The following is a 25203-nucleotide window of genomic DNA, read 5'->3' as shown; positions in this document are numbered from 1 at the left end:
GGGGCGGGCCCACCGCGTGGGTGGGGGAAACGCCCCCGCCGGGGGTGGGGCCAGGCCTACCGTCTCATGTGCGCCGGCACGGCAGACTGCCTGGTGTGAGAGTGAGAGTCTGGGGGGCGGCGGCGCTGCGCGGGGCGGGCGAGCTGGTGCTCAACGTCGTCACCGGCCTGGCGGCGCTGCTGCTCGTGGCCGGGCTGGCGGTGTGCGCGGTGCTGGTGCCGGTGGGCGTGCGGGGGCCGTTCGAGCGCGTGCGGCGGGTCGCCGGGGATCTTGCCGGTTTCCAGGCGGAGCGGGTCCTCGGCGCGGCCAGGAGGGTGAGCGGCCGGCGGGAGCTGGTGTGGCTGGTGGTGCACGCCGTCGCCGGGCCGGCTCCCGTGGTGGTGCTGTGGGCGATGGTGGCGGCGCTGGATTATGTGTTCCTGCGGATGCGGCCGGCCGAGACGAGCGTGTGGAACACCTTCGCGTTGAGCGTGGCGACCGTGGCGATCGCGGTGGTGGTCGTGCTGGCGGTTCCGGTGTTGCGGCGCGGTCAGGCGCTGCCGGTGCGGTACCTGCTGGCGGGCTTGGGGCCGCGGGAGCGGATCAGGGAGCTGGCCGCCTCGAGGGCGGCGGTGGTGGACGCGCGTGCGGCCGAGTTGCGCCGTATCGAGCGTGATCTGCATGACGGTGCGCAGGCCAAGCTGGTGGCGATCCGCATGCAGCTCGGGTTGGCGCGCGGCGCACGTGATGTGGAGGAGGTGCGGGCGATGATCGATGAGGCGCGTGAGGTGGCCGGTGAGGCGCTGGCGGAACTGCGCGATCTGGTGCGCGGTATCCATCCGCCGGTGCTGGCCGATCGCGGGCTGGCCGGGGCGATCGAGGCGTCGGCGTTGTTGTGTCCGATGCCGGTGGAGGTGGACATCGATCTGCCCGGCCGTCCGCAGCCGCCGGTGGAGTCGGCGGTGTACTTCGCCGCGGCCGAGGCGCTGACGAACGTGGCCAAGCACAGCGGTGCCTCCCGTGCGTGGGTGCGTCTGCGCTATGGCGGCGGGGTGCTGCGGCTGGTGGTGGGCGACGACGGGCGTGGCGGGGTGCGGCGTGATGCGGGTGGCGGGGTGCGCGGCATCGCCGATCGTCTGTCGGTCTTCGATGGTTCGCTTGTGGTGAGCAGTCCTGAGGGCGGGCCGACGGTGCTGACGATGGAGGTTCCGTGCGTGTTGTCATAGCCGAGGATCTCGCGCTGCTGCGCGATGGGCTGGTGCGGTTGTTGTCGGCCCACGGGTTCACTGTGGCCGAGGCGGTGGACAACGAGCCGATGCTGCTGGCGGCGCTGCTGCGGCACCGGCCCGATGTGGCGGTGATCGATGTGCGGTTGCCGCCGGGTTTCACCGATGAGGGGCTGCGGGCGGCGCTGGAGGTGCGCCGGCGGGTGCCGGGGCTGCCGGTGCTGATCCTGTCGCAGTACGTCGAGCAGCTGTATGCGCGTGAGCTGCTGGCGGATCGTGGCGGTGGGGTGGGGTACCTGCTGAAGGACCGGGTGGGTGATGTGGAGCGGTTCGTCGATGCGGTACGTCAGGTCGCCGCCGGTGGCACGGCGATGGATCCGGAGGTGGTGTCGCAGTTGCTGACCCGGCGGGACCGGCAGGGGCCGTTGACCGCTTTGACGCCGCGCGAGCGTGAGGTGCTGGCGTTGATGGCCGAGGGGTTGTCGAATCTGGCGATCGCCGCCCGGCTGGGGGTGAGTGACAAGGCGGTGGGCAAGCACACCAACAACATTTTCGCCAAGCTCGGCCTGCCGCCCTCGGATGATCACAATCGGCGGGTGATGGCGGTGCTGGCGTATCTGCAGGCGGTGCCGCGCTGAGCCGGTCCTCCAGGTGATGTGGAGCCGCTGACACCGGCGAAGGCGCCGGTCCGGCCGCCCCGCGAGGGGGCGGCCGGACCGGTCACAAGAGGGGGGTTACTGGCCGACGTTGGCGTTGTACTTCTGGATGGCCTGCTGCAGGCTGTCGGCGGCGGCCTGCATGGCCTGCTCGGCCGAGGTCTTCGGCTCCTGGCCGGCGCCGGCGGGGACGGCCTGCTCCAGGCCGACCTCGGCCGCCTTCCTGGCCTCGGGCATGATGCCGAGCAGGCAGCCGGAGGTGGCCGGCGACGGCTTTTGGGCGCGCAGCTGGGTGACCGCGACCTGGAAGTTGGGGTCGTCGTTGGAGGTGGCCTGCGGGTTGACCGGCACGTAGCCGGTGGCGGCGTGCCACTTGCCCTGCTGCTCAGGGGTGTTGGCGAACTTCACGAACTCCCAGGCGGCGCGCTTTTCGGCGTCGGTGTGGCCGACGGCGTTGATCCACAGGGAGGCGCCGCCGATGATGGTGCCGCCGCTGGAGTCGGCCGACGGCTTGGGGAACGGCGCGGTCTTCAGCTCGAACTTGCCCTTGGCGGCCTCGGTGTAGCCGCCGAGCGCGCTGGTGGACTCCAGGTGCAGGGCGACGGTGCCGGTCTTGAAGGCGTTCTGGGCCTGGTCGGTGGGGCGGCCGGTGTTGGTGGCGTAGCCCTGTTTGACCAGGTCGCCGAGCCATTGGGCGAACTTGACGCCGGCGCCGGTGCCGAAGTTCACCTTGGTGGCAAGGCCGTTGCGGCCGTTGCCGTTGTCGCAGTATTCGGTGTTGTCCTGGGCCATGAGCTGCTCGACGAACCAGCCGTACAGGGCGGCGTTGAAGCCGTACTGCTTGACGGTGCCGCCTTCTTTGATGGTGAGCTTCTTGGCCCATTCGGCGATCTCGTCGAGGGTGGCCGGCGGCTTGTCGGGGTCGAGGCCGGCCTTGCGGACGGCGTCGGCGTTCATGTAGAGCAGCGGGGCCGAGGAGTTGAACGGCATCGACCAGAGTTTGCCCTTGATGCTGTAGTAGCTGGCGATGTTGGGCTCGATGTTGGCGTTCTGGTCGAACTTGTCGGCCTCGATGAACTTGTACATCGGTACGACCTGCTGGGCGTCGTACATGAAGCGCGAGCCGATGTCGTAGATCTGCACCAGCGGCGGGGTGGCGCCCTGCTGGACGGCCTGCTTGTAGGCGACGATCATCTGGTCGTAGTCGCCTTTGAACACCGGCTTGACGGTGATCTTGGGGTTGGCCTTCTTGAAGTCGTCCACCATGGCCTTGATGGCCAGCTCGTTCTTCTCCTTCATCGAGTGCCAGAACTCGATCTCGATCGGTTCGGTGATCGCGTCAGGTCCTGGAGCGGTGGCGGCCTCGCCGCCTTCGTCTGAGCCGCTGTCGCCGCCGCAGCCGGTCAGGGCGAGGCTGAGGGCGGCCGCGACGGCCAGGGCGCCGCGGGTGCGGCGGAATCGGGGTCGTGCCATGAGGGAACTCCGTTTCTGATTCACGATCACTTCACGGCGCCCGCGGTGAGCCCGCGGATGATGAAGCGCTGCCCGAAGATCACGAGTGCGAGGGTGGGAAGGAGAGCGAGGGTGACGCCGGCCAGGATCAGCGTGGGGCTGGAGGACTCGGCGTCGTTCAGCATCGACACGCCGATCTGCAGGGTCTTGTAGCGGTCGTCGTTGCCGAGGATCAGCGGCCAGAAGTACTGGTTCCAGGTGGTCATGAACACGTACACGCCGACGGCGGCGATGGCCGGTTTCGACAGCGGGATGAGGATGCGCCACAAAAAGCGCAGGTGGCCGCAGCCGTCCATGACGGCGGCGTCGCGGACTTCGAGGGGGAACTGCAGGAACGACTGGCGCAGCAGGAAGGTGCCGAAGGCGTGTGCGAGGAACGGCAGGGTCAACCCGAGGTAGGTCAGCGGTCCCTTGGTCAGGCCGAGGTCGGAGATGAGCAGGTAGTTGGGGAGGATGATCGCCTCCCACGGCACCATGAGGGTCACCATGAACAGCGCGAACATCGCGGTTTTGGCCCACATGCGCAAGAACGCGAAGGCGTAGGCGGCCAGCACGCTGGTGATCAGCTGGGAGATGGTGACGATGCCGGTCTGGATGGCGGAGTTGAGGTACTGGCGGGCCAGCGGGATCGTGTCCAGCGCCGAGGTGAAGTTGCCCAGGTCGATGGCGGTGGGCAGCAGCTTGGGCGGGTAGCTGGCCAGGTCGCTCGGGGTCATGATGCCGCCGACGACCGCGTAGTACAGCGGGAAGACCACCGGCAGGGCGCAGACGATGAGCACCAGGTAGACGACCAGCTTGCTCGCAAGCGACGAGGAGGTGGAGGTGGGGGTGCGGCTCATCGGTAGTGGACTTTCCTTTCCAGCACGCCGAACTGGATGCCCGTGCAGATCAGCACGATGACCAGCAGCACGATCGCCGCGGCGCTGGCCGTGCCGAAGTCGGAGGAGCCGTAGCTGAAGGCCTTTTCGTAGATCCAGTAGACGAGCGTGGAGGTCGCGCCGTCGGGGCCGCCCTTGGTGAGGATGTGGATCTGGCCGAAGCTCTGCAGCGCGTGGATCGTGGAGATCACGATGAGGAAGAACAGCTGCGGCGAGAGCATGGGGATGGTGATGCGGTAGTGCAGCCGCCATCCGGTGGCGCCGTCCAGCCTGGCCGCCTCGACCACTTCGGTGGGGATGGTGCCGATGCCGGCCGACAGGACCAGGACGTTGTAGCCGAGCGTCATCCAGACGGTGGTGATCGAGACGGAGATGAGGGCCAGGTCGGGTTCGGTGAGCCAGCCGATCCGCTCGATTCCGAAGTGGCTGAGGATGCCGTTGGCCATGCCGACGGCGGGGTTGTAGATCAGCGCGAAGATCACTGATGCGGTCGCCACGGAGAAGGCGAACGGCAGCGCGAAGACGGTGCGGAACATGCGCTGCCCGCTGATGCGCGACTCCAGCAGCAGCACGATCACCAGCGCGCCGAGGATGCCGGGCACGACGGTGAACAGTACGAACAGCGCCGTGGTGCCGAGGGCTTTGAAGAAGGTGGCATCGGCGAACATGGCCGTGAAGTTGTCGAGGCCGACGAACTTGTTGGCCCGGCCGATGATGTCGGTCCCCATGGTGGACAGGTAGAAGGTCCTGCCCAGCGGATAGAAGACGAAGATCGCGAAGATGATGAGGGAGGGCGCGAGATAGAGCAGTGCTAACCGGCGCTCGCCCGTCGGTCCCCGTTGGCTGCTAGCGCGCGCTTCCATCGTCGTGCCGTCCTGCTTTCGTTCATCGGTGGTTCACATTTGTGCTTGCTGGATTCTGCCCAGCCGAGTCAGCTTGCGGTAGGTCTGACCAGTGACTTCACCATGAACGTTCGCGGAACGTTATCCGCGTGGCCGGCAGGCCGTTCACCGTCACGGTCTCGCGCCTGGCGGTAGGGGCGGTACGGGCGCCGGTACGGACAGCGCCGCGCCAGCGGGGGTGCCTAGCGTCACTGGACCTCGGCGCTGGCCAACCAGGGCAACCTGGCCAGCGCCCTGCGCCGTCTCGGCGAACAGGAGCGGGCCTATGCCTTGCTGGATGAGGCGCCGGCGGCCTACCGCAGGGCGGCGAACATGCGCGGTGAGCTGTCGACGCTGGATGAGCCGGCGTTGTGGCACCTGCAGCGCGGCCAGGCGGCCACCGGGCTGAAGGTGGCGCGGCGGGCCCATGAGATGGCGATCGCGGTCCACGGCAGGAAGGCCACCGCGCAGACCGCGGCCACCGTGGCCAAGGCGTACCTGGCGCTGGGCGAGGCCGAGACGGCGGCCGGATGGTACGAGCGGTGCCTGTCGATCGCGCATGCGACGTACCCGTTCGCGGAGGCGCGGGCGCTGGCCGGTCTGGCGGCGGCCCGGCTGGAGGGCGGGGACGCCCAGGCGGCGCGCGGCCTGGCCAAGCAGGCCGCGGCGATCGCCTCGGCGTGCGGGTTCCGCCGGCTGGCGGCCCGCGCGCGGACGGTGCTGGCGGCGTGCGGGGCGCAGGTGCTCATCGGCTGACGGCCCGCACCGGGCAGGCGATCGATGCCGCAGTAATGTGATCGGATACCCATGACAGGCAAGGGACGGCGGATCGAAATGAGAGCTATCGTTTACCGCACCACTGGCGATCCCGATGTGCTGGAGCTCGTCGAGCGTGACACGCCCGAGCCGGGGCCCGGCGAGGTACGGGTGCGCGTCGCCGTGTCCGGGGTCAACCCGACGGACTGGAAGACCCGTTCCGGCGCCACCAATCCCAAGATCTTCCCTGAGGTGACGCCGCACCTGGACGGCGCCGGGGTGATCGACGCCGTCGGCGAGGGCGTCGATGCGGGCAGGATCGGCCAGCGGGTGTGGCTGTACATGGCGACGCTGGGCCGCGCGACCGGCACCGCGGCCGAGTACACCGTCGTCTCCGCCGACCAGGCGGTGCCGCTGCCCGATGGGGTGAGTTTCGACGTCGGCGCCGCGCTGGGGGTGCCGGCGCTGACCGCGCACCGGGCGCTGACGGTCGCCGAGGACGGGCCGCGCCGGCTGCGGCCCGGCGCGCTGGAGGGCAAGGTGGTGCTGGCCGCCGGCGGGGCGGGCGCGGTCGGGCATGCCGCCATCCAGCTCGCCCGCTGGGCCGGGGCGACCGTGATCAGCACGGTCAGCGGGCCGGAGAAGGCGCGCCTGGCCACCGCCGCCGGCGCCCACCACGTCATCAACTACCGGCAGGGCGATCCGGCGGGTGAGATCCGCGCGATCGCGCCCGACGGGGTGGACATCATCGCCGAGGTGGCGCTGGGGGCGAACCTGGAGCTGGATCTGGCGGTGCTGCGCACCGGGGGCGTCATCTCCACCTACGCCAACGACGGCGGCAAGCCGGTGGGGCTGGACGTGCGGCAGAACATGATGCTCAACACCCGCTTTCAGTTCCTGGTGCTCTACACCGTCGGCGAGGAGGCGCTGCTGGCGGGTGCCGAGGATGTGGCCGCGGCGGTGGCGGACGGGGCGATGCCGGTCGGTGAGGAGCACGGGCTGCCGCTGATCCGTTTCCCGCTGGAGCGCACCGCCGATGCCCATCGGGCGGTGGAGGGCGGCGCGGTCGGCAAGGTCGTGGTGGACGTCGCGCCCTGACCGGCGGGCGTGGGGCCCGGCCGCGGCTGGAGGCGTCAGGCGGCGGCCGGATCGATGCGGCGCTGCAGCAGCATGCCGGGCCACTCCCCCACGGTGAACGGGGCCACGCGGGTGAAGCCGCAGCTTTCGTAGAAGGCGACCAGCCGGCCGTCGCCGCCGGCGTAGCAGTCGACGCGCAGCAGGCCCAGGCCGCGCTCGCGGGCTTGGCCTGCGGCCCAGTCGAGCAGGGCGTGGCCGACGCCGTGGCCGGCGTGGCGGCGGTCGGTCACCAGCGCCTGGACGTACAGTTCGGGCTCGGTGGCGGGGGTGACGTAGTCGTGGGCGGGCCCGATGGAGATCGCGCCGGCGGGCTCGCCGTCGCGTTCGGCGATGTGCATGCCGCCGCCGCGCTGCCAGCCGGCGACCTGTTCGGTGCGGCGGGCGTCCCCGGTGAAGGGGCGGGTGCCCCACTGGCCGGTGCGGCCCTGGGCAGTCAGCCAGGCCACGGCGCTGTCGAACATGGCCAGGGTGACGGGCACGTCCTCCGGGCCGGCGGGGCGGATGTGAATCACTGTGCGGTGTCTTTCCTCGTCAGGGCGTGGCGTCCGTCAGGGCGCTGCCTTTCTTCCACTGGGAGAACGGCATCTGCCAGAAGCCCCAGCCGTTGTTCCACTCCAGCTCGCGGTCGGTGCCGGTGATCTCGACGACGTCGCCGCGCTGCATGGTGTCGTAGAACCACTTGGCCTGGTCGGGGCGGGCGTTGATGCAGCCGTGGCTGACGTTCTGCCGGCCCTGGGCCCAGACGTTGTCCTTGGCGTGGACGTACTCGCCGGAGTTGGAGATCCGCACCGCGTGGTTGATCATCACGTCGTAGTACTCCGGGTCGCCCTTCTTGCGGCCCGGGGAGATCATGCGCACGGGGTTGCCGCGTTCCATGGTCAGGTGCACGCCGGAGGTGGTGGTGTACTCGCGGGTGGTGCCCTTGCCGGCGCTGATGCGCATGGTCTGCACGCGCTTGCCGTCGCGGTAGACGTACATCATGTGCTTGCGGACGTCGACCTTGCTGATCTGCCGCGCGCCGATCTGCAGGTCGGCGGTGTAGTCCTTGACGCCGTAGAGGCCCTTGCCGGCCTTGATGCCGGTGATGTCGGCGTTGAAGGTGACCGTCTGGTGGGCGGGCCAGTATTTGGCGGTGCGGTAGATGACGACCTTGTCGTTGATCCAGCGCCAGGCGCCCGGCACGGGCTTTTCCGCCTCGACCTTCAGGGCGCGCTCGATGCGGGCCTTGTAGGTGACGGGCTGGTTGAAGGTGACGATGATGGGGGCGCCGACGCCGATCTTCTCGCCCTTGCGGTTGGGCGTCACGTCGGCCACCTGCAGGGCGCGTTCGGGCTTGGCGGTGGTGAACGTGCTGGTGGCGGTGGTGGCGCCGGCGGTGGCCGAGACGCGGTAGCGGGTGGACGGCTTCAGCGGCGTCTTGGAGATCCACCGGGTCTTGTCGGCGTTGAACTTGCCCGACAGCTGCTCGCCTTCGGCCTCGACCGTGACGTTGTCCAGGGCGCCGCCTGCGGCGGTCACCACGACCTTTTTGTCGGGGTGGACCTTGCTGGTGCCTTCGGCCGGGGTGATGGCGACGGTGGGCGCCTGCGGGGTGGCGACGATGGTGGCGTCGGGGGCGTCGGGAGGCGGGCTGGCGGAGCCGCCTGAGCAGGACGTCGTCAGGGCGGCCGCGGCCAGCAGTGCGAGGGCGGCGGGTCTCCTGTGGACGGTCACTGCGTTCAACGTCTTCCTCTCCCCAACGGTGCCCTCAAGGGCACGTCAAGAACCCTAATGCTTACGCATATAAGACGCCGAATCGTTTGGGAGAGTTCGATCACATTTCCATTACTTGTGGGGGGCGGCCAGGCGGTGGGTGAGCCCGGTGTGGCGGCGACCGGCCCCTTTGGTGCGGACGGCCTGGGCCAGCGCCCGGCGCGAGCCGACGATGACGACGAGCTTCTTGGCGCGGGTGATGGCGGTGTAGAGGAGGTTGCGCTGCAGCATCATCCAGGCGCTGGTGGCCAGCGGGATCACCACGGCGGGGTATTCGCTGCCCTGGGAGCGGTGGATGGAGACGGCGTAGGCGTGGGCGAGCTCGTCGAGCTCGTCGAAGGCGTAGTCGACGGACTCGTCCTCGTCGGTGAGGACGGTGAGCTTGTGCTCGTCGGGGCGGATGTCGGTGACGATGCCGACCGTGCCGTTGAACACCCCCGCCGCGCCCTTGTCGTAGTTGTTGCGCAGCTGGGTGACCTTGTCGCCGATGCGGAAGACGCGGCCGCCGTAGCGGCGTTCGGGCATGTTCTCCCGTGCCGGGGTCAGCGCCTCCTGCAGGGCGGCGTTGAGGTTGCCCGCGCCGGCGGCGCCGCGGTGCATGGGCGCCAGGACCTGCACGTCGCGGCGGGGGTCCAGGCCGAAGCGGCGCGGGATGCGGCGGGCGACGACGTCGACGGTGAGGGCGGCGATCTCCTCCGGCTCCTCGCAGGGGAACAGGAAGAAGTCCTTCATGCCCTCCAGGACGGGGTGGCGGCCGGTGTTGACGCGGTGGGCGTTGACGACGACGCCGGACTCCTGGGCTTGGCGGAAGATCTGCGTCAGGCGCACGCGCGGGATGCCGGGGGCGGCCAGCAGGTCTTTGAGCACTTCGCCGGCGCCGACCGACGGCAGCTGGTCGACATCGCCGACGAACAGCAGGTGCGCGCCGGGCGCGACGGCCTTGACGAGCTTGTTGGCCAGCAGCAGGTCCAGCATCGACGCCTCGTCCACCACGACCAGGTCGGCGTCGAGGGGGTTGTCGCGGTCGAAGGTGGGATCGCCGCCGGGGCGCAGCTGCAGCAGCCGGTGGACGGTGGTGGCCTCGTGCCCGGTCAGCTCGGCCAGGCGCTTGGCGGCCCGGCCGGTGGGGGCGGCCAGGATGACCTTGGCGCGTTTGGCGCGGGCCAGCAGCACGATCGAGCGTACGGTGAAGCTCTTGCCGCAGCCGGGGCCGCCGGTCAGCACGGCGACCTTGTGCGTCAGCGCCAGGCGGACGGCCTGGCGCTGCTCGGGGGCCAGCTCGGCGCCGGTCTGGCCGTGCAGCCAGCGCTCGGCGCGCTCCCAGTCGACGTCGGTGAAGCTCTTGAGCCGGTCGTGGCCGTTGTGCAGCAGGCCGAGCAGGCTCGCCGCCAGGGAGGCTTCGGCGCGCTGGAAGGGCGGCAGGTAGACGGCCGGGACGTGGTTGTCGCCCGCGGGGACCTCCTCGCGGATGACGCCCTCGTCGGCCACCAGCTCCTCCAGGCAGGCGGTGACGAGGTCGGGCGGCACGTCGAGGATCTTGACGGCGTCGGCGACGAGGTTGGGGGCGGGCAGGTAGCAGTGGCCGTCGTCGGCGGCCTGCGACAGGGTGTAGCGCAGCCCGGCCTTGACGCGTTCGGGGCTGTCGTGGGGGATGCCGACGGCCTGGGCGATGGTGTCGGCGGTCTTGAAGCCGATGCCCCACACGTCGTCGGCCAGCTTGTACGGCTGGGTGCGCACGACGTTGATGGAGCCTTCGCCGTACTGCTTGAAGATGCGCACCGCGATGGAGGTGGACACGCCGACCCCCTGCAGGAAGATCATCACCTCTTTGATGATCTTCTGTTCCTCCCAGGCGGCGGCGATCATCTTGGTGCGCTTGGGGCCGAGGCCTGGCACCTCGATCAGGCGTTCGGGATGCTGCTCGATGATGTCGAGGGTGTCGGTGCCGAAGTGGTCGACGATGCGCTCGGCCATCTTGGGGCCGATGCCCTTGATCAACCCGGAGCCGAGGTAGCGGCGGATGCCCTGCACGGTGGCCGGCAGGACGGTGGTGTAGGACCACACCTCGAACTGGCGGCCGTAGCGGGGGTGGGAGGTCCAGCGTCCGCGCAGCCGCAGCGACTCGCCGACCTGCGCGCCGAGCAGCGGGCCGACGACGGTCAGCAGGTCGGGGCCGGTGCGGTCGGTGGCGACCCGGGCGATGGTGTAGCCGGTCTCCTCGTTGGCGTAGGTGATGCGTTCGAGGACCGCCTCCAGCGTCGCACCGACCGGCCCGTTGTCGCCAGGCTTCACGCGCCAACCCTCCTCCGCCTGCTTGTCGGTGGCAAGAGTAGAGGAACGGGCCGACGAGAGTGATCGCCGCGGCGGGGACGGGCTCGTCCGGCCGCCGCCTGCGGCCCCTGACCGGCACCTGATGCGGCGCGCCGCTTCCCGGCCGGGGGCGGCGCGCTCGCTTCATGCGCCGAGGCGGGGAACAGGCCGTTGACGAGGGCGCGCAGGCCGGCGTCGTCCGCCTCATCCTCGACACCTTCGATCGCGCTCCCTCCCGCTGAGCGCGCGATCAGCGACTACCCTTGTGGCTCATGAGTCAGGTGGGACAGACGACGGCCCGCGCCCTGCTGCGCAGGCTGGCCGTCGAGCAGGCCGAATGCAGGATGCCGTCGCTGACGGCGGCGATCGTCCGCGACGGGCGGACGGCGTGGTTCGGCGGCAGAGGCCGCGTCGGCGACCACGAGCCGACGCCGGCCACCCAATACCGCATCGGGTCGATCACCAAGAGCATGGTCGCCGTCGTCGTCATGCGGCTGCGCGATGAGGGCCTGCTCGACCTCAACGACCCCCTCGAGCGGCACCTGCCCGGCACCAAGGTCGGCCACCTCACCATCGCCCAGCTGATGTCGCACACCGCGGGCCTGACCGCCGAGCCGCCCACCGAATGGTGGGAGCGCACCCCGGGCATCCCCGTCCACGACCTGATCGACCGGCTCGACGACAAGGAGCTCAAACACCGGCCGGGCCGCCGCTTCCACTACTCCAACGTCGGGTTCGCGCTGCTCGGCGAGCTGGTGGGCCGCCTGCGCGGCACGACCTGGCTCAAGGCGCTGCGCGCCGAGGTGCTCGACCCGCTCGGCATGCACGACACCACCGCGCGCCCCCGCCCGCCGCACGCCACCGGCTATGCGGTGCATCCCTTCGCCGACGTGGTGCTGGCCGAGCCCGAGCACGACGCCGACGCCATGGGCCCGGCCGGGCAGCTGTGGTCCACCCCGCACGACCTGGCCCGCTGGGCCGCCTTCCTGTGCGGCCACACCGGCGGCGTGCTGTCGCAGGACACCCTGGCCGAGATGCGCGAGCCGGCCGGCGTCGACGACGGCGACACCTGGACCTCCGGCTTCGGGCTCGGCCTGCAGCTGTCGCGCTCGCGCGGCCGCCGCCTGTCCGGCCACACCGGCTCCATGCCCGGCTTCCTGGCCACCGTGTGGACCGACCCGGCCGACGACGTCGGCGTGCTGTTCATGGCCAACACCACCACCGGCATGAGCGGCACCCTCACCGACGACCTGCTCGACATCCTGCACGAGTTCGAGCCGCGCATGCCCGACGAGTGGCGGCCCGTCCCCGCCGACCCCGAGCTGCTCGCCCTCACCGGGCTGTGGCACTGGGGCCCCAAGCCGTACGTGCTGCGCCTGCTGCCCGAGCGCCGCCTGTCGCTGGAGCCGGTCGGCGGCGCCGGGCGGGCCTCACGGTTCGTGCCGCAGGACGACGGCACCTGGCTCGGCCTGGACGGCTACTACGCCGGCGAGACGCTGCGCGTGGCGCCCGACCATCTCAACCTCAACACCTTCATCTTCACCCGCGAGCCGTACGACCCGGGCGCGCCCGTGCCCGGCGGCGCCGGCGACTGGCACGCCTAAGAGCCGTCCTCAGAGGCGTCCTCGCCCGCCAGCATCGCGGCCACCTGGGCGGCCGGGCCGGGCGGCAGCGCGCCGTGCAGCAGCTCCACCCGGTGCACCAGGCGCGGCTCGGCCAGCCGCACGCCCGTGCACGGCCCCGCCGGCCGGGCAGAGGCGGGCAGCAGGGTCAGCCCGTGCCCGGCGGCCACCAGGGTGAGCACGGTGTGCACGTCGCCGCCGTCATAGGCCACGTCGGCGCGAAAGCCGTCGCCGGCCAGCTCGCGCAGCCGCTCCAGCGGGCACAGCGGGCTCTGCAGCCAGCGTGCGTCGATCAGGTCGGCAAGGCGCAGCGCCGTCCGGCGGGCCAGCGGGTGGCCGGGCGGCAGCATGACCAGCAGGTCCTCCTCGCTGACGCCGGTGGCCGTCATGGGGCCGGTCTCGGGCAGGCGCACCGGGTCGCTGGGCGCGGTGATGCCGTCGGCCAGAGCCAGGTCCGCCTCGCCGCCGGCGACCGCGGCGGCCACCTCCTGGTGCCCGCAGGTGCGCAGATGCACATCCAGGCGGGGCAGACGCTCCCGCGCGGTGGCCAGGCGGCCTGCCAGGGTGGCGTTGATCGCCAGCGGGGTGGCGGCCAGCCGCAGCAGGTGGCCGGGCTCGGCGGCGGCGCGCCGTACGTCGGCGCGGGCCGCGCGGTCGAGCTGCCCGGCCACCCGTTCTTCGTCGGCGTGATGTTCCAGCCGGAGCTGGCCGGCGACGGGCGGCGCCCGCACCCGGTGATCTCGGCGTTCGCCGCCGCCGTCGCCCGCCACGCCGTCACGGCGAGGACCTGACGAGGTCAGCGGGAGGCTTCGCGTCTGGTCGAGGCCAGGTGGACGTTGATGGAGCGGGTGAGGGTCAGCGGATCCTCAGGGTCGTCGGCCTGGAAGCTCACGCGCCGGAGCAGGCCGACCCTGTCGAGCCCGACGCCCTCGCGGGCCAGGACGAAGACGAGGGCGAGGAACGCGGCGCGCGCGTTGCCGTCGTCGAAGGGGTGGAAGAAGCACACGTCGAGGTAGGCGCGTGCCGCGCGGGCGGTCAGGAACAGCGGCCGCTCGCGGTCGTACGCGCTCTCGGCCAGGCAGGCGTCCAGCCGGGCACGCGTGCCGGGAGCGATGCCATAGCGCTCCCTGCCCCCTTTGGCGAAGGCCGGCGAGCGGCGGAACGGCGGCGGCTGCGGCGTGCCCAGGACGTGCTGCTGCCAGGACTGTAACCGCTCGAAGGTGAGGTCGGCGCCGCGCGCGGCGTCCGCGCGGGCCAGCTCCAGGGCGGCCAGCAGGCCGTCGGCGCGGGCGGGGTCGATGGCGCCGTCGAAGAGGCGGATGTCGTCCGCGGCGCCGTCACGGGACGGGGTCACCGGGCCGCCTTCGCCGCCGTCCGAGGCGTCGTGCCACGGCACGGACGCGCGGATCTCCAGCCAGCGTTCGAGGTGGTCGGGTTCGGAGCGAGGCGGGGCGGTGTCCCAGTGCAGGGTCTGGGCGAGGCGTTCGGCGACGTCGTCGACCAGCACCAGATCGGGGCCGGTCCAGCTGCGGAATCGCCCGCCGATCGCTTCGGCGACCAGGGTCTCCGCGACGCCGGCCGGCACCTGCCAGCGCTGCAGGAACCACGACAGCACCTGCCCGCAGTGGCCGTACCAGCCGCTGCCGCCGCCGGTGCGGTCGACGACCTGCCAGATCAGGTTGCGCGCGGCGCGCTCCCACAGGATCCGCTGGTCGTCGATGGAGGCCGGATCCAGCGGGTACGCCTCGAACCAGCCGGCCACGCTCTCCAGCCACGCCCGCCACTCGCGCAACGCCTCGGCGACCCGGGCGATCGTCTCCTCCGGCGTGCCGATCGAGCCTCGCGGGCAGCACCAGGCGCCGACCGGGCCGCCGTCGAAGTCCCCTTCGTCGTGGGACCATCGCCAGCCCAGCACCCAGCGGCCGTAGTGCTCGGCGAGGGCGTATGACATGGCGTCCGCCCACAGGTCGTCCGCGTGCCTTGCGGCGTTCGGGCCGGGCACGCGGCGAGCCGGTCCGAGTGAGGCCACCACCTGCGCGGCCGAGGAGGGATCGAACGGATGGCGGGCGGGGTCCACCTCATCCCACGTCAGGTAGCCGGGATGCAGATCGCTGATCACGACTCCAACCTGCCACGCCGGCCTGCCGGCCGGTCATGGGCGTTCGCGCCCGGCGGAGTGGCTTTTTGAAACGCCCGGCCGGTGCCGCGTTCAGCCTGTGGCGGCCAGGGCTGCCAGCTTGCGCAGCGAGTGGCGCGCCACGGCGGTCACCAGCGGCCGCAGCAGCGGCCAGGCCGCCTGCCCCAGCACCCCCAGGGGCAGGTACAGCTCCTCGGCCCACACCACCCGGCTGCCTCCGGGCACGGCGCGTACGCGGATGGCGCCCCGCCCGCGCACCAGGCGGCCGGTGTGGGTGACGCGCAGCAGCGACGGCGGCTCCCAGTGGGTGATCGTCATCGTGTCGAGGAAGCCGAACGGCCGCGCCCCCGTGTAGGCCTCCAGGCCGTCATCGCCCACCCGCCGGGCGGTGGTCATGAACATCCACTCCTGATGCCGCGGCCAGTCGGTGATCAGCGTGAACACCTGCTCGGGCGGCGCCGCCACGTGCCCGGCGACGGCGGTGTAGACGGGTCTCACCCTCGCGCACTCCCCTTCAGCTGGACGAAGCCGCCACCTACCCGCCGGCGGCCGCCTGACTCTCGCGCCGGTCAGGAGTTCGCAGGCGGGCGGTGGTGAGGAGCCGGGCCGTGTCGATGACGTACTGGCGGCGGCGCGCGTACGCGGCCTGCTCGTCGTCCTCGTCCAGGACGGCCCTGCACATGCCGGGCACGGCGAAGTTCCAGGCGATGAGCCCCATGAGCGTGAACAGCAGGTCCTGGCCGGCGCGTACGCACGAGGGGTGGTCGGAGGCCGGCACCATGCCGCTGTCGGTCAGCAAGCGCACCTTGTCGCGGAAGGTCTCCCGCCGCTCGGCCTCGCCGATGAAGCAGTCACCGGCCTCCAGCGCCTCCCACAGCAGCAGCCTGATCAGCTCGGGATGCTCCCGGTACCAGTCGAACATCTGCCCGACCGACTCGGCGATCGCGTCCGGGTCGATCGTCACCGTGCAGCTGATCTCCTCGAGCTTGGCCCGTACGACGGCGGCGAACAGCTTCTCCTTGCTGCCGAAGTAGAGGTAGATGGCCTGCTTGTTGGCCTGGGCCTCCTCGGCGATGCGGGCGACCCGCGCGCCGGCCAGGCCGTATCGGGCGAACTCTGCCGTCGCCGCCTCGAAGATGCGTCGTCTGGTGTCGTCCGCGTCGTAGGCCATGCGTCAAATTAAACCATCCGGTTGACTCTGGCGTCGCCGGCGTGCAGGATCGGGCCCAAGGACAAAAACATCCAGTTGGTTTATTTCGAAGGGGCATCATCCTCATGACCACCCCCATTCCCGTCCGCACGCCGCTGCCCGCATCGCTGGCCGGCTCCACCGTGCTGCTGCTGGGCGGCAGCTCCGGCATCGGCCTGGCCGCCGGCACCCTGCTGCGCCAGGTCGGCGCCCGCGTCGTGCTGGTCGGCCGCGACCCCGAGCGGCTGAAGGCCGCCGCCGGCCACGTACGCGCCGCCGCGCCGAGCGGCGAGGACGACGTGCTCACCGTGGCCGGCGATGCCGGCGACGAGCGCACGCTGGACCAGGCGTTCGAGCGGGCCGGCGAGGTGCAGCACGTCTACTCCACCGCGGGCGGCATCGGCGGCGCCGGCCTGCTGAAAGACCTGACCTCCGAAAGCATCCGCGAGACCCTCGCGCAGGCGGCGTGGCGGCCCTTCGCCATCGCCCGTGCCGCCGCCACCCGCCTGCCGGCCGGCGGCTCGCTCACCTTCAGCTCCGGCATCCTCGTGGAGCGGCCCATGCCCGGCATGTCCGCCCCGCTGACGGCCGCGGGCAGCGTGGAGATCCTCACCAAGGCCCTGGCGGTCGAGCTCGCCCCCTCGCGGGTGCGCGTCAACACCATTCGCTACGGCCGCATCGACACCCCGCTGCTGCGCTCGCTGCCCGGCCTGGACTCCGACGAGGGCGTCGCCGCCGCCGGTGCAGACGCCCCGCTCGGCCGCGTCGGCACGGCCCAGGAGGCCGCCGCCGCGGCGCTGTTCTGCATGGCCAACAACTACGTCACCGGCCAGATCATCACCGTCGACGGCGGCGAGAGCCTGGCCTGAGCCCGCCCGTCAGTGCGACGTGGGGCGGTAGACGAGCTCCTGGATACGGCCGTCGAGCGTCCGGCTCTCCAGCAGCTCCAGATCGAAGTCCGCCGCGTCCTTGAAGATCGGGGCCGCTCCCGTACGTCCCGTGATCACCGGGAAGATCGTCACCTGCACCCGGTCCACCAGGCCCGCCGCCATCAGGGCCCGGTTCATCGCCAGGCTGCCGTGCGAGCGCAGCGGCACCTTCGACTGCTCCTTCAGCCGCGCCACCACCTCCACCGCATCGCCCCTCTCGACGGTCGCGCCCGGCCAGTCGAGCGGCTCGGTGAGCGTGTTGGAGATCACGGTGGCCGGCAGGTTCCGCATGCGGGTCACCCACGGGTCGCGCACGTCCGCCTCCGCGCCGGCGTCGGCCAGCATCCGCACGAAGCCGCGGAACGTGGTGGCGCCGAAGACCATGCGCTGCTCCTCGCTGTAGCAGGCAAGCCGGTGCTGAAGCAGCTCGGGGCCCTGCTTGCCCCAGTAGCCCGTCCAGTCGCCGGTCGCCGAGCCGAAGCCGTCGAGGCTGGCGAAGACGTCGAAGGTGTAGGTGACGGTCACGGCGCTCTCCTCGCGTACGGGCGATCGGGTTCGTCCTAACAGACCGGGCATCGGCCCGGAACTCATCGCCGCCGGCGCGATCGATTGTTCACCCGTTCCTGCGTGATCGCCCAGGTCATCGGCAGGACATTCACCGGACATCGCCGCCGGCGACGCTCGCGCGGCCGCGTATCGGAGATCTCCCATGAGGATGCGCGACACCCTCATCGGCTCGCCCGCTGACCGCCGGATCGGGGCGCGCGCGGGCGGCTTCGCCTGAGCGTTCCCCGGCGTCAGCGCTGCGGGCTCAGCCCGGCCACGGCCAGCGCGAACAGGCGCTCGGCCGCCCCCCTGGGGTCGGGGTGGTGCTCGGTGGCCAGCGCGATGCCGACCACCAGCGTGACCAGGTCGGCGACGGTGACCTCGCCGGAGACCGCGCCGTCCTCGACGGCCCGGCGCAGCAGCGGGCCGCCGGCCTCCTCCATGCGGACTGAGCAGGCGTTCTGGTGCGCCGCCTCGGTCTCGGCGTCGTAGGTGAGGACGTTGGCGAGCCCCCGGGCGGTCACGCAGTAGGCCAGCAGGTCGCCCAGCCATTCCAGCAGGGCGGCCCGGCTGTCGTCCTTGCCGGCCAGCTCGCGGGCGCGCTCGCACAGGGCGTCGATGCGCCGGTGGGAGACCGCCTCCAGCAGGGCGCGGCGGGTCGGGGCGGCGCACGGTGGCCGAGCCGACCCCGGCGACGCGGGCGATCTGCTCCAGCGAGGCGTTCGCGCCGTGGGCGGCGACCTCCTGCTCGGCCACGGCGAGGATCCGCGCATGGTTGCGCCGGGCGTCCGCGCGCTGGCGCTCGGGCATCGCGTCATCACCCCCTCGGTAAACGGCGGGCCCCGCCGTTTTTGGTCGGCAGAGGAGAGTCGTGTCCGCATCCACCGCACCCGTCCTGGTCACCGGCGTCACCGGCAGGCAGGGTCGGCGACGTGCTCAACCCTGCCATGGACAAACCCGGCGTACGGGAGAACCTTCCTGAGATCCGGCGCGCCGAGATGGCCGCCGCCCGCGAGATCCTCGGCGTGCGGCAGCAGTTTCTCGGCTACGTCGACTCCGGCCTGCCCGGCCCCGGCGAGCCGCTGCCCGACGACTGCTTCGCCCGCACGCCCGTCGAGCAGGCGGCCGGGCGGCTGGTGGCGCTCATCCGCTCCTTCCGCCCGCACGTGATCATCACCTACGACGAGACCGGCGGCTACCCGCACCCCGACCACGTGCACACCCACCGGGTGACGGTGGCCGCCTTCGACGCGGCAGGCGACGCCGCCTCCTACCCCGAGGCGGGCGCGCCGTGGCAGCCGAGCAAGCTCTACTACCACGGCGCGCTGTCCAAGGCGTGGTTCCAGACCATGCACGACGCCCTGACCGCACGCGGTCTCGACTCCCCCATGGCGGGCGTCCTGGCCGAGTTCCCCGTCGACGCGCCCGAGCCGGCGTTCACCACCCGCGTGCCCTGCGCCGAGCACTTCGCCACCCGGGACCGGGCGCTGCTCGCGCACGCCACCCAGATCGATCCGGCAGGAGGGTTCATGCTCCACGACCGCGACGTCGAACGCGAGGTCTGGCCCACCGAGGACTACCACCTGGCCCGCAGCCACGTGGAGGTCACGCTGCCGGAGGACGACCTGTTCGCCGGGCTGCGCCCCGCGGGCTGACGTCAGAACCCGATCAGCTCGGGCGGGTCCGCGGCCTGGCTCAGCACCTGCGGAACGGCCGCCCGCAGCGTGGCCATCTGGGCGGCGTCCAGGTCGAGGGCGACCTCGAAGACGGTCTCGGTCTGCAGGTCGTCGGCGGCCCACGCCGGCAGCTCCAGCCGCAGCGTCGCTTTGTCGAGGGTCAGCGACCGCACGGGTTCGCCGAGGGCTTCGTCGGGGTCCAGCCGCGCTCCGTCGGCGATCCCGAACGGGTGACGGACCAGCCAGTACTCATCGCCGAAGGCGACCACCACGAGCCTCTCCTCCTCGGGATCGCCCGGCCGTGTCTCCAGGTAGAGGTACCGCAGGCCGGGCGGCGGCTCGGCCTGCTCATCCAGCCGGACGGCGCGGGCTGTCATGCCCGTGGCCGGGGTGTAGGACACCTCGCCGGTGATCGGCGGCTGGTGGTGGGTCAGGACGGTGCGCCAATCGGCGAGGGGGATGCCCGGCGGCCTGAGCCGGCTGGACACCACCGAGGCGGGCGGGCTCAGCGGCGCGGCCGTGGGCAGCGCCGCCACCAGCCAGCCGGGCGGCTCGTGCCGGTGGAACACCGTCATCTCCCCCAGCGCCCCCAGCGGATCGACCTGCGCGAACGGCATCTCCTCGCCGTCGGTGCGGCAGACGTAGCCGCGGCTGTCGGCGGACAGCTCCAGCTCGCAGGTGAACCAGGTGCCCTCGCCCTCCCGGTACGACATCTCGCGCAGCCGCTCGAACGGCTCGTCCAGGCCGTCGACCGCGAGCGGCCGGCCGTCGCACGTGACGGTCGTCTCCCCGACCGCGCCCACCTGGGCCCGTCGTACGGTCATGCGGGAGGCGTCCGGTCCGGCGGCGGCGCGCACCAGGTCGGCGATGTGCAGGCGCACGCCGTGTGCCTCGCCCTTCATCGGCTGTGACCTGTGGTGACCCATCATGCTCGGCCTTCCTTCGCGGCATCGGTGACGGCCCCGGCGCTCCCGTGCCCGCCGGGCGAGGTCAACAGGGTGTGCAGGCCGCGCAGCTCGCGCAGCAGCGCGCTGCTCCCCTTGCGGGAGGCCAGGTCGCGCACCTGCGGGATCTCCCCGCGCGCCCCGCACCATCCGGCGACCCTGGCGGCCAGCGCGACGAAGCCGGCGAGCCCGTTGCGCGGCCGCTGCCCCGGCGCGGGCAGCAGCACGGGCAGCGCCGCCGCCGCGATCGACCACACCTGTGCGTGCGCGCCGCGCTCGGCGGCCTCGCCCAAGGCGGCCACCATGTCGCCCATCCGCGCCTTGCGGCTCTTGAGCATGAGCCCGACCTGCCTGCCGAGCTCCCCGGCCGGCAGCTCGCCGCGCGCGGCCACCTCCAGCAGCACCTCCACCGCCTCCGGCCGCTGCCGGGCATCGCCCAGCAGCCGCGCAAGCACCACCGCGAACGACTCGCCCACCGGCCCTTCGGCCCGCGCCAGCGACCGCGCGTACTGCGCGTACAGCGTCCACTCGTCCGTGCCGCGCAGCAGGCCGCGGGTGAGGTGCGCCGCGGCCACCTCGCGGTGTGAGGGCAGCATGGCGGGCCACCAGTCGAGGTGATGTGCCAGGACGTGGTGCTCGAACCGGCGGAACATCAGGTCCACCAGCGGCAGTCCCGTGCGCACGCGACGGCGGACGAAGGTCATCAGCTCGACGGGGTGGTCGTGGCCGCAGCAGTCGACGTTCACCTCGAGATCCCGATTGCCGCTATACCACCGCAGCGTCAGCTCGGGCTCAGGGTGCCGCCAGCCGGCCAGGATGCGCCCCGCCGCCGACGTCAGGCGACCGGCATCGGGAAGCTCGCCCGGCGGCAGCCGCAGCAGCGCTTGCTGCAGGTCGGCGGCCAGCGGCTTGACGCCCGCCGCCTCCAGCACCTCCATGCGGCGCACCAGCTCGTCGGCGGCCACGTGCCCGGTGTCGTGCGTGGGCGTGGCCAGCAGCAGCGGCGGCAGCGTGCCCTCCTCCAGCGCGCGCAGGATCTCGGCCGCGCGGTACAGCACCAGCAGCTGCGGGGTGGGCAGCTCCGCCACCGGCATCGCCGTACGCCACACCTGCGCGTCAGGCGCCTGGTCGGTGAGGTGGTCGGCCAGGCCCTGGAACCAGCGGTCCACGGAGGTCCAGTTGGCGGCCCGGGGACCCGACTTCCACATGGGGGTCCTGATCGTGGCCAGCGCCGCCGCCAGCGCGTCGCGGTCGTGGTAGGCGAGCGTGACGAACCCGGCCAGCAGCCGCTCCCAGGTCTGCCACGAGTGCAGATGGCTGTCCGACCACAGCTCCACCAGCTCGCCGGGTTCGGCGGGCGGCGGCTCGAAGGGCCGGGCGCGCTCGGGCGCGGCGGGCAGCGGCGGCAGGTGGACCGGCTCGGCCTCGGCGACCGTGCCGCCGCCGAACGCGTCCGCCACCCGGGCGCCCGGCTCGGGCGGCAGCAGTCCGATCGCCTGACGTATCGTCTCGCGGCCCTGCTCGTCCATGCCGGGCGCGCAGGCCAGCGCCAGCTCGGCCGCCTTCTCCTGCAGCTCGGCGGAGCCGGCCCCGAACGCCCTGGCCAGCGGCGCCGCCGCCACGACCGCCAGCTCGGGCGCGCGGCGCACCTCCGCACGCAGCCACGACAGCCCGGCCCGCACCAGCTTGCGCTCGGGGCGGAACAGTAAGGACTCCCATGCCTCGGCCAGGTCGCCGGCGGTCAGCGCCGGGCAGCCGCGCAGCCGCTTGGCGGCCGCCTCGGCGACCGTGCCCGGGGCGGCGGGCAGCAGCGGCAGGTAGTCGCGGGCGCGGGGCTCGACCTCGGCCGGCTGCGGGTCGAGCGCTTCGTGCAGGCGTACGAAGAAGCGCAGCTCGACCGGGGTGCCGCCGAGCAGGAACCGCCGCAGGCAGCCGTCGAGGAGATCGGCCCGCCGCACCCGCCCGCTCCCGGCGAGCCGCAGCAGCGCGCCCAGCAACCCCCGATCGGGGTCGGTGTCCCACTGCAGGACCCGCCCCACGCCCTGCGCCTCGAACAGCCGGGGCAGCAGGTGGCCGAGCAGCGGATCATCGGCCAGGCCCTCCGGCGGCTGCGCGGCCCAGCCGGCCACCAGCGCGTCGTTGCGCGGCGGCTCGATGCCGGTCTGGCGCAGCAGCTCCAGCGCCAGCCGCATGCCGCGGTCGTCGGCGGCGCGCAGCCGCCGCGCCAGCCGTTCGGCCAGGTCGGCCCGCCAGGCGGCGGGACGGCCGGCGAGCACGGCGAGGATGAGGTCGACGTCGTCGTCGGGGCCGGCCCACTGCGGCGCGAACGAGCGCCGATACAGCCACGACGCGACGGCCGCCGCGCCGCCCAGGGTGGCCGCGCCCGCCACCCGCAGCACGGGACCGAAGCCGGCCAGGCCGCCGGAGTCCCACCCGCTGTGGACGGCCGGCAGCTCCTTCAGCACCTCCGGCAGCATCGCCGCGACCCGCCTGCGTGACGGCCCGTCGAGCGCCATGACACGCTCGGCGAGCCGCTCGGCGTCGCGCCGCCGGATCAGCTTCCTGATCTCGTCCTCATGATCCATGTCAGGGGACGGTAACCGGCCATGCCGACATTTCGCGGACAGTTCGCCGGCACCCGTCCGGCATTTTCGATCAACGTCGATGAGCCGGCCGTGCGCCTGCCCTTGATCATCAGCCCGATGGGCGCGCCGGGGAGGGTGACGACTCAGGTCAGGACTTCAGGAAGTGGAGCACCGCCAGCACGCGCCGGCTGTATCCGGTGATGTGCGACAGGTCGAGCTTGTCGAACAGCGAGTTGACGTGCTTTTCCACCGCGCTCTGCGAGATGTGCAGCGCCTGGGCGATCGAGGCGTTGGTCAGGCCCTGGGCCATGAGCTCCAGCACCTCGCGCTCGCGGGCGGTCAGCTTCGCCAGCGGGTCGCGCCGGGTGGTGCGGGCCAGCAGCTGGCGCACCACCTCGGGGTCGAAGGCGGCGCCGCCCGCGCCCACGCGCTCCAGGGCGTCGAGGAAGTCGCCGACCTGGCCGACGCGGTCCTTCAGCAGGTAGCCGACCCCTTCGACGTCGGAGCTCATCAGCTCGGTCGCGTAGCGCTTCTCCACGTACTGCGACAGCACCAGCACCTTCACCTGCGGCCGGCGCCTGCGGATCTCCAGCGCCGCCCGCAGGCCCTCGTCGGTGTGGGTGGGCGGCATGCGCACGTCGACCACCACGATGTCGGGCTCGTGCCGCTCCACGGCCTCGATGAGCGCCTCGCCGTCGCTGACGGCGGCCGGCACCTCGTGGCCCTCCTCCAGCAGCAGCCGTACCAGGCCCTCGCGCAGCAGCGTGGAGTCCTCGGCCAGGATCACCCGCACGGCAGCACCGCCGTGACCGTGGTGGGGCCGCCCGCGGGGCTGTCGACCTCGAACCGGCCGTCCAGCGCCGCCACCCGCCTGGCCAGCCCGGACAGGCCGCCGCCCGACGGCCGCGCGCCGCCGACGCCGTCGTCACGCACGCGTACGAGCACCGCCGCCCCCTCCTTGTGCACCTCGACCGTGATGGCCGCCGCCCCTGAGTGCTTGGCGGCGTTCGTCACCGCCTCGCACACCACGAAGTACGCCGCCGTCTCCACCGCCATCGGGGGACGTTCGGGCAGCCGGCAATCTACCGTGACCGGGACGCTCGAGCGCTCCGCGACCCCGGCGAGCGCCTCGCCGAGCCCGAGCGAGTCCAGCCCGCTCGGGTAGACGCGCCAGGCCACCTCGCGCAGCTCGGCCAGCGCCTGCTGCGCCTCCTGGTGTGCCTGCTGCAGCAGCTCGGGGCGGCCGCGCAGGGAGCGGCCGATGAGCATCGACAGCGCTACCAGGCGTTGCTGCAGCCCGTCGTGCAGGTCGCGTTCGATGCGGCGCCGCTCGGAGTCGACCGCGGCGACGATGCCGGCCCGGCTCTCGGCCAGCTCGTCGATGCGGCGCCGCAGCTTCTCGGTCGGGTCCGGGCCGAGCATGCGGACGGCCAGCCGGCGTTCCAGCGCGTGCACGCCCGCCACCCCCGACAGGTCCAGGAACAGCAGGACGAACCCGCTGATCGTCAGGTACGCCACCAGCGGCGCCGTCGGCCGCATGCCGTCGTACGGCTCGCCCATGCTCCAGGCCAGCAGCAGCCGTGTCACCATCACCGCGCCGATCGCCAGCAGCGCGATCACCAGGCCGCCGAGCACCCCGATGGGCAGCCGCGCCGCCAGGTAGCGCAGGGCGCGATCGCCGCGCTCCTCGCCGAGCGCGTCCAGCTCGGAGGTCTGCAGGCGCAGGCGGCGCGCCTCCAGCCGGGCCAGGCGGCGGCCGGTCGCGCGGACGTTCGGATGGCTCAGGAACGGCAGCGCCACGATGAGGAAGAGGAGTTCGAACAGTGCGGTCAGACCGCCCGCCGTGACCGCGCCGGTCACCCGCAGGCCCTCAGCGACGGCTCGCATGCCTGCCCTTGCGCCGCTCGGCCAGCCGGACGCCGATGAACACCAGGATCGCCACCACCACGATGGCGATCACCACGTTGGTGGCGATGCCGACGTACGTCTCGACGAGGTGCCAGTTCTCCCCCAGCACGTAGCCGGCCATGACGAAGATCGTGTTCCAGATGAGGCTGCCCGCCGCGGTGAGCAGCGTGAACGTGAGCACCGGCATGCGCTCGACACCGGCCGGGATGGAGATCAGGCTGCGAAAAATGGGGATCATCCGGCCGAAGAAGACGGTCATGCGGCCGTGCCGCTGGAAGAACGCCTCGGTCTTCTCGATGTCGGAGGTCTTGACCAGGGGAAGCTTCGCTGCGATGGCCAGCGTGCGCTCGCGGCCCAGCAGGGCTCCCACGCCGTACAGCGCGAGCGCGCCGATCACCGAGCCCAGGGTGGTCCAGATGATCACGTCGAGCAGCTGCATCTCGCCCTGGCTCGCGGTGAAACCCGACAGCGGCAGGATCACCTCGCTCGGCAGGGGCGGAAAGAGATTCTCCAGCGCGACGGCGAGGCCCGCCCCGGGTGCTCCGAGGCGGTCCATGAGTCCTACCAGCCAGTCAGTCAT

General features: G+C 72.2%; 24 protein-coding genes. 7 read left to right on the top strand and 17 right to left on the bottom strand.

Features of this window, described 5'->3' with window-relative positions; genetic code table 11:
* Positions 1-146 precede the first annotated feature (146 nt).
* Both AB0K67_RS02040 and AB0K67_RS02035 read left to right on the top strand, forming a co-directional pair.
* On the top strand, positions 147-1205 hold the full coding sequence (locus AB0K67_RS02040) for a histidine kinase (RefSeq protein ID WP_364051350.1): 1059 nt from the start codon (positions 147-149) through the stop codon (positions 1203-1205).
* Complete coding sequence (locus tag AB0K67_RS02035; RefSeq protein ID WP_364051343.1) at positions 1190-1843, top strand: response regulator transcription factor; 654 nt, start codon at positions 1190-1192, stop codon at positions 1841-1843. Before AB0K67_RS02040 ends, AB0K67_RS02035 begins: the two co-directional genes overlap by 16 nt.
* Positions 1844-1939: 96 nt before the next feature.
* On the opposite strand, the gene AB0K67_RS02030 is transcribed toward AB0K67_RS02035, so the two are convergent.
* The 3 genes from AB0K67_RS02030 to AB0K67_RS02020 are packed head-to-tail and all read right to left on the bottom strand — an operon-like array spanning position 1940 to position 5114.
* Complete coding sequence (locus AB0K67_RS02030) at positions 1940-3334, bottom strand: ABC transporter substrate-binding protein (RefSeq protein WP_364051340.1); 1395 nt, start codon at positions 3332-3334, stop codon at positions 1940-1942.
* A 26-nt stretch (positions 3335-3360) separates the two neighbouring features.
* Positions 3361-4212 carry a carbohydrate ABC transporter permease gene (locus AB0K67_RS02025; RefSeq protein ID WP_364051337.1) on the bottom strand — a complete coding sequence of 284 codons (852 nt, stop codon included), beginning with the start codon at positions 4210-4212 and terminating at the stop codon, positions 3361-3363.
* A complete protein-coding gene (locus AB0K67_RS02020; RefSeq protein ID WP_364051334.1) occupies positions 4209-5114 on the bottom strand; it encodes a sugar ABC transporter permease in 906 nt (301 codons plus the stop codon). The genes AB0K67_RS02025 and AB0K67_RS02020 overlap by 4 nt, the downstream gene beginning before the upstream one ends.
* Positions 5115-5423: 309 nt before the next feature.
* On the opposite strand from AB0K67_RS02020, the gene AB0K67_RS02015 reads away from it, so the two are divergent.
* Together AB0K67_RS02015 and AB0K67_RS02010 are read left to right on the top strand one after the other, a co-directional pair.
* Positions 5424-5888 carry a hypothetical protein gene (locus AB0K67_RS02015; RefSeq protein ID WP_364051331.1) on the top strand — a complete coding sequence of 155 codons (465 nt, stop codon included), beginning with the start codon at positions 5424-5426 and terminating at the stop codon, positions 5886-5888.
* Positions 5889-5966: 78 nt separating this feature from the next.
* Positions 5967-6986, top strand: coding sequence for an NADPH:quinone reductase (locus AB0K67_RS02010; RefSeq protein WP_364051328.1), 1020 nt, complete (start codon positions 5967-5969; stop codon positions 6984-6986).
* 35 nt (positions 6987-7021) lie between these two features.
* Here the strand turns inward: AB0K67_RS02010 and AB0K67_RS02005 are convergent, their stop codons facing one another.
* The 3 genes from AB0K67_RS02005 to AB0K67_RS01995 all read right to left on the bottom strand — a co-directional run bounded on the left by AB0K67_RS02005 (position 7022) and on the right by AB0K67_RS01995 (position 11069).
* The gene (locus tag AB0K67_RS02005) at positions 7022-7537 is read right to left on the bottom strand and encodes a GNAT family N-acetyltransferase (protein ID WP_364051325.1); all 516 of its coding nucleotides are present in this window, start codon (positions 7535-7537) and stop codon (positions 7022-7024) included.
* Between the two features lie 19 nt (positions 7538-7556).
* Entirely contained in the window at positions 7557-8738 is a 1182-nt protein-coding gene (locus AB0K67_RS02000) for an Ig-like domain-containing protein (RefSeq protein ID WP_364057397.1), read from the bottom strand.
* A gap of 111 nt (positions 8739-8849) precedes the next feature.
* Positions 8850-11069 carry an ATP-dependent RecD-like DNA helicase gene (locus AB0K67_RS01995; protein ID WP_364051322.1) on the bottom strand — a complete coding sequence of 740 codons (2220 nt, stop codon included), beginning with the start codon at positions 11067-11069 and terminating at the stop codon, positions 8850-8852.
* Between the two features lie 290 nt (positions 11070-11359).
* Between AB0K67_RS01995 and AB0K67_RS01990 the strand changes: the two genes are divergently transcribed.
* The gene (locus AB0K67_RS01990) at positions 11360-12691 is read left to right on the top strand and encodes a serine hydrolase domain-containing protein (protein ID WP_364051319.1); all 1332 of its coding nucleotides are present in this window, start codon (positions 11360-11362) and stop codon (positions 12689-12691) included.
* Here the strand turns inward: AB0K67_RS01990 and AB0K67_RS01985 are convergent.
* The 4 genes from AB0K67_RS01985 to AB0K67_RS01970 form a co-directional block, all read right to left on the bottom strand.
* Positions 12688-13479 (bottom strand): LysR family transcriptional regulator substrate-binding protein, encoded by a 792-nt coding sequence (locus AB0K67_RS01985; protein WP_364051316.1) that lies wholly within the window; start codon positions 13477-13479, stop codon positions 12688-12690. The genes AB0K67_RS01990 and AB0K67_RS01985 overlap by 4 nt on opposite strands.
* Positions 13480-13505: 26 nt before the next feature.
* A complete protein-coding gene (locus AB0K67_RS01980) occupies positions 13506-14828 on the bottom strand; it encodes a Fic family protein (RefSeq protein WP_364051313.1) in 1323 nt (440 codons plus the stop codon).
* A 90-nt stretch (positions 14829-14918) separates the two neighbouring features.
* Positions 14919-15344: an SRPBCC family protein gene (locus tag AB0K67_RS01975; RefSeq protein WP_364051310.1), complete on the bottom strand. Its 426-nt coding sequence runs from the start codon at positions 15342-15344 to the stop codon at positions 14919-14921.
* A 37-nt stretch (positions 15345-15381) separates the two neighbouring features.
* Positions 15382-16017, bottom strand: a complete 636-nt coding sequence (locus AB0K67_RS01970; protein ID WP_364051307.1) for a TetR family transcriptional regulator — start codon at positions 16015-16017, stop codon at positions 15382-15384.
* A gap of 104 nt (positions 16018-16121) precedes the next feature.
* On the opposite strand from AB0K67_RS01970, the gene AB0K67_RS01965 reads away from it, so the two are divergent.
* The gene (locus tag AB0K67_RS01965; RefSeq protein ID WP_364051304.1) at positions 16122-16904 is read left to right on the top strand and encodes an SDR family oxidoreductase; all 783 of its coding nucleotides are present in this window, start codon (positions 16122-16124) and stop codon (positions 16902-16904) included.
* A gap of 9 nt (positions 16905-16913) precedes the next feature.
* On the opposite strand, the gene AB0K67_RS01960 is transcribed toward AB0K67_RS01965, so the two are convergent.
* Both AB0K67_RS01960 and AB0K67_RS01955 read right to left on the bottom strand, forming a co-directional pair.
* Positions 16914-17489 carry a dihydrofolate reductase family protein gene (locus tag AB0K67_RS01960; protein ID WP_364051301.1) on the bottom strand — a complete coding sequence of 192 codons (576 nt, stop codon included), beginning with the start codon at positions 17487-17489 and terminating at the stop codon, positions 16914-16916.
* 272 nt (positions 17490-17761) lie between these two features.
* Complete coding sequence (locus tag AB0K67_RS01955; protein ID WP_364051298.1) at positions 17762-18283, bottom strand: TetR/AcrR family transcriptional regulator; 522 nt, start codon at positions 18281-18283, stop codon at positions 17762-17764.
* Positions 18284-18442: 159 nt separating this feature from the next.
* Here AB0K67_RS01955 and mca point away from each other — a divergent pair, with 159 nt between their 5' ends.
* Positions 18443-19165 (top strand): mycothiol conjugate amidase Mca, encoded by a 723-nt coding sequence (gene mca / locus AB0K67_RS01950; RefSeq protein ID WP_364051295.1) that lies wholly within the window; start codon positions 18443-18445, stop codon positions 19163-19165.
* Positions 19166-19167: 2 nt separating this feature from the next.
* Here mca and AB0K67_RS01945 read toward each other — a convergent pair whose 3' ends face one another.
* The 5 genes from AB0K67_RS01945 to AB0K67_RS01925 form a co-directional block, all read right to left on the bottom strand.
* Entirely contained in the window at positions 19168-20115 is a 948-nt protein-coding gene (locus AB0K67_RS01945; RefSeq protein ID WP_364051292.1) for a hypothetical protein, read from the bottom strand.
* Positions 20112-22715: a DUF6493 family protein gene (locus tag AB0K67_RS01940; protein ID WP_364051289.1), complete on the bottom strand. Its 2604-nt coding sequence runs from the start codon at positions 22713-22715 to the stop codon at positions 20112-20114. The genes AB0K67_RS01945 and AB0K67_RS01940 overlap by 4 nt, the downstream gene beginning before the upstream one ends.
* Before the next feature lie 148 nt (positions 22716-22863).
* Positions 22864-23508, bottom strand: a complete 645-nt coding sequence (locus tag AB0K67_RS01935) for a response regulator transcription factor (protein WP_364051286.1) — start codon at positions 23506-23508, stop codon at positions 22864-22866.
* Positions 23499-24602: a histidine kinase gene (locus tag AB0K67_RS01930; RefSeq protein WP_364051283.1), complete on the bottom strand. Its 1104-nt coding sequence runs from the start codon at positions 24600-24602 to the stop codon at positions 23499-23501. The genes AB0K67_RS01935 and AB0K67_RS01930 overlap by 10 nt, the downstream gene beginning before the upstream one ends.
* A complete protein-coding gene (locus tag AB0K67_RS01925) occupies positions 24586-25203 on the bottom strand; it encodes a DedA family protein (RefSeq protein ID WP_364051280.1) in 618 nt (205 codons plus the stop codon). Before AB0K67_RS01925 ends, AB0K67_RS01930 begins: the two co-directional genes overlap by 17 nt.

Origin of the sequence: Nonomuraea sp. NPDC052634, assembly GCF_040678535.1 — a bacterium.
GTDB lineage: Bacteria > Actinomycetota > Actinomycetes > Streptosporangiales > Streptosporangiaceae > Nonomuraea > Nonomuraea fastidiosa.
The sequence above is the reverse complement of the archived record's forward strand: the minus strand, read 5'-3'. Positions and strand labels throughout refer to the sequence as shown.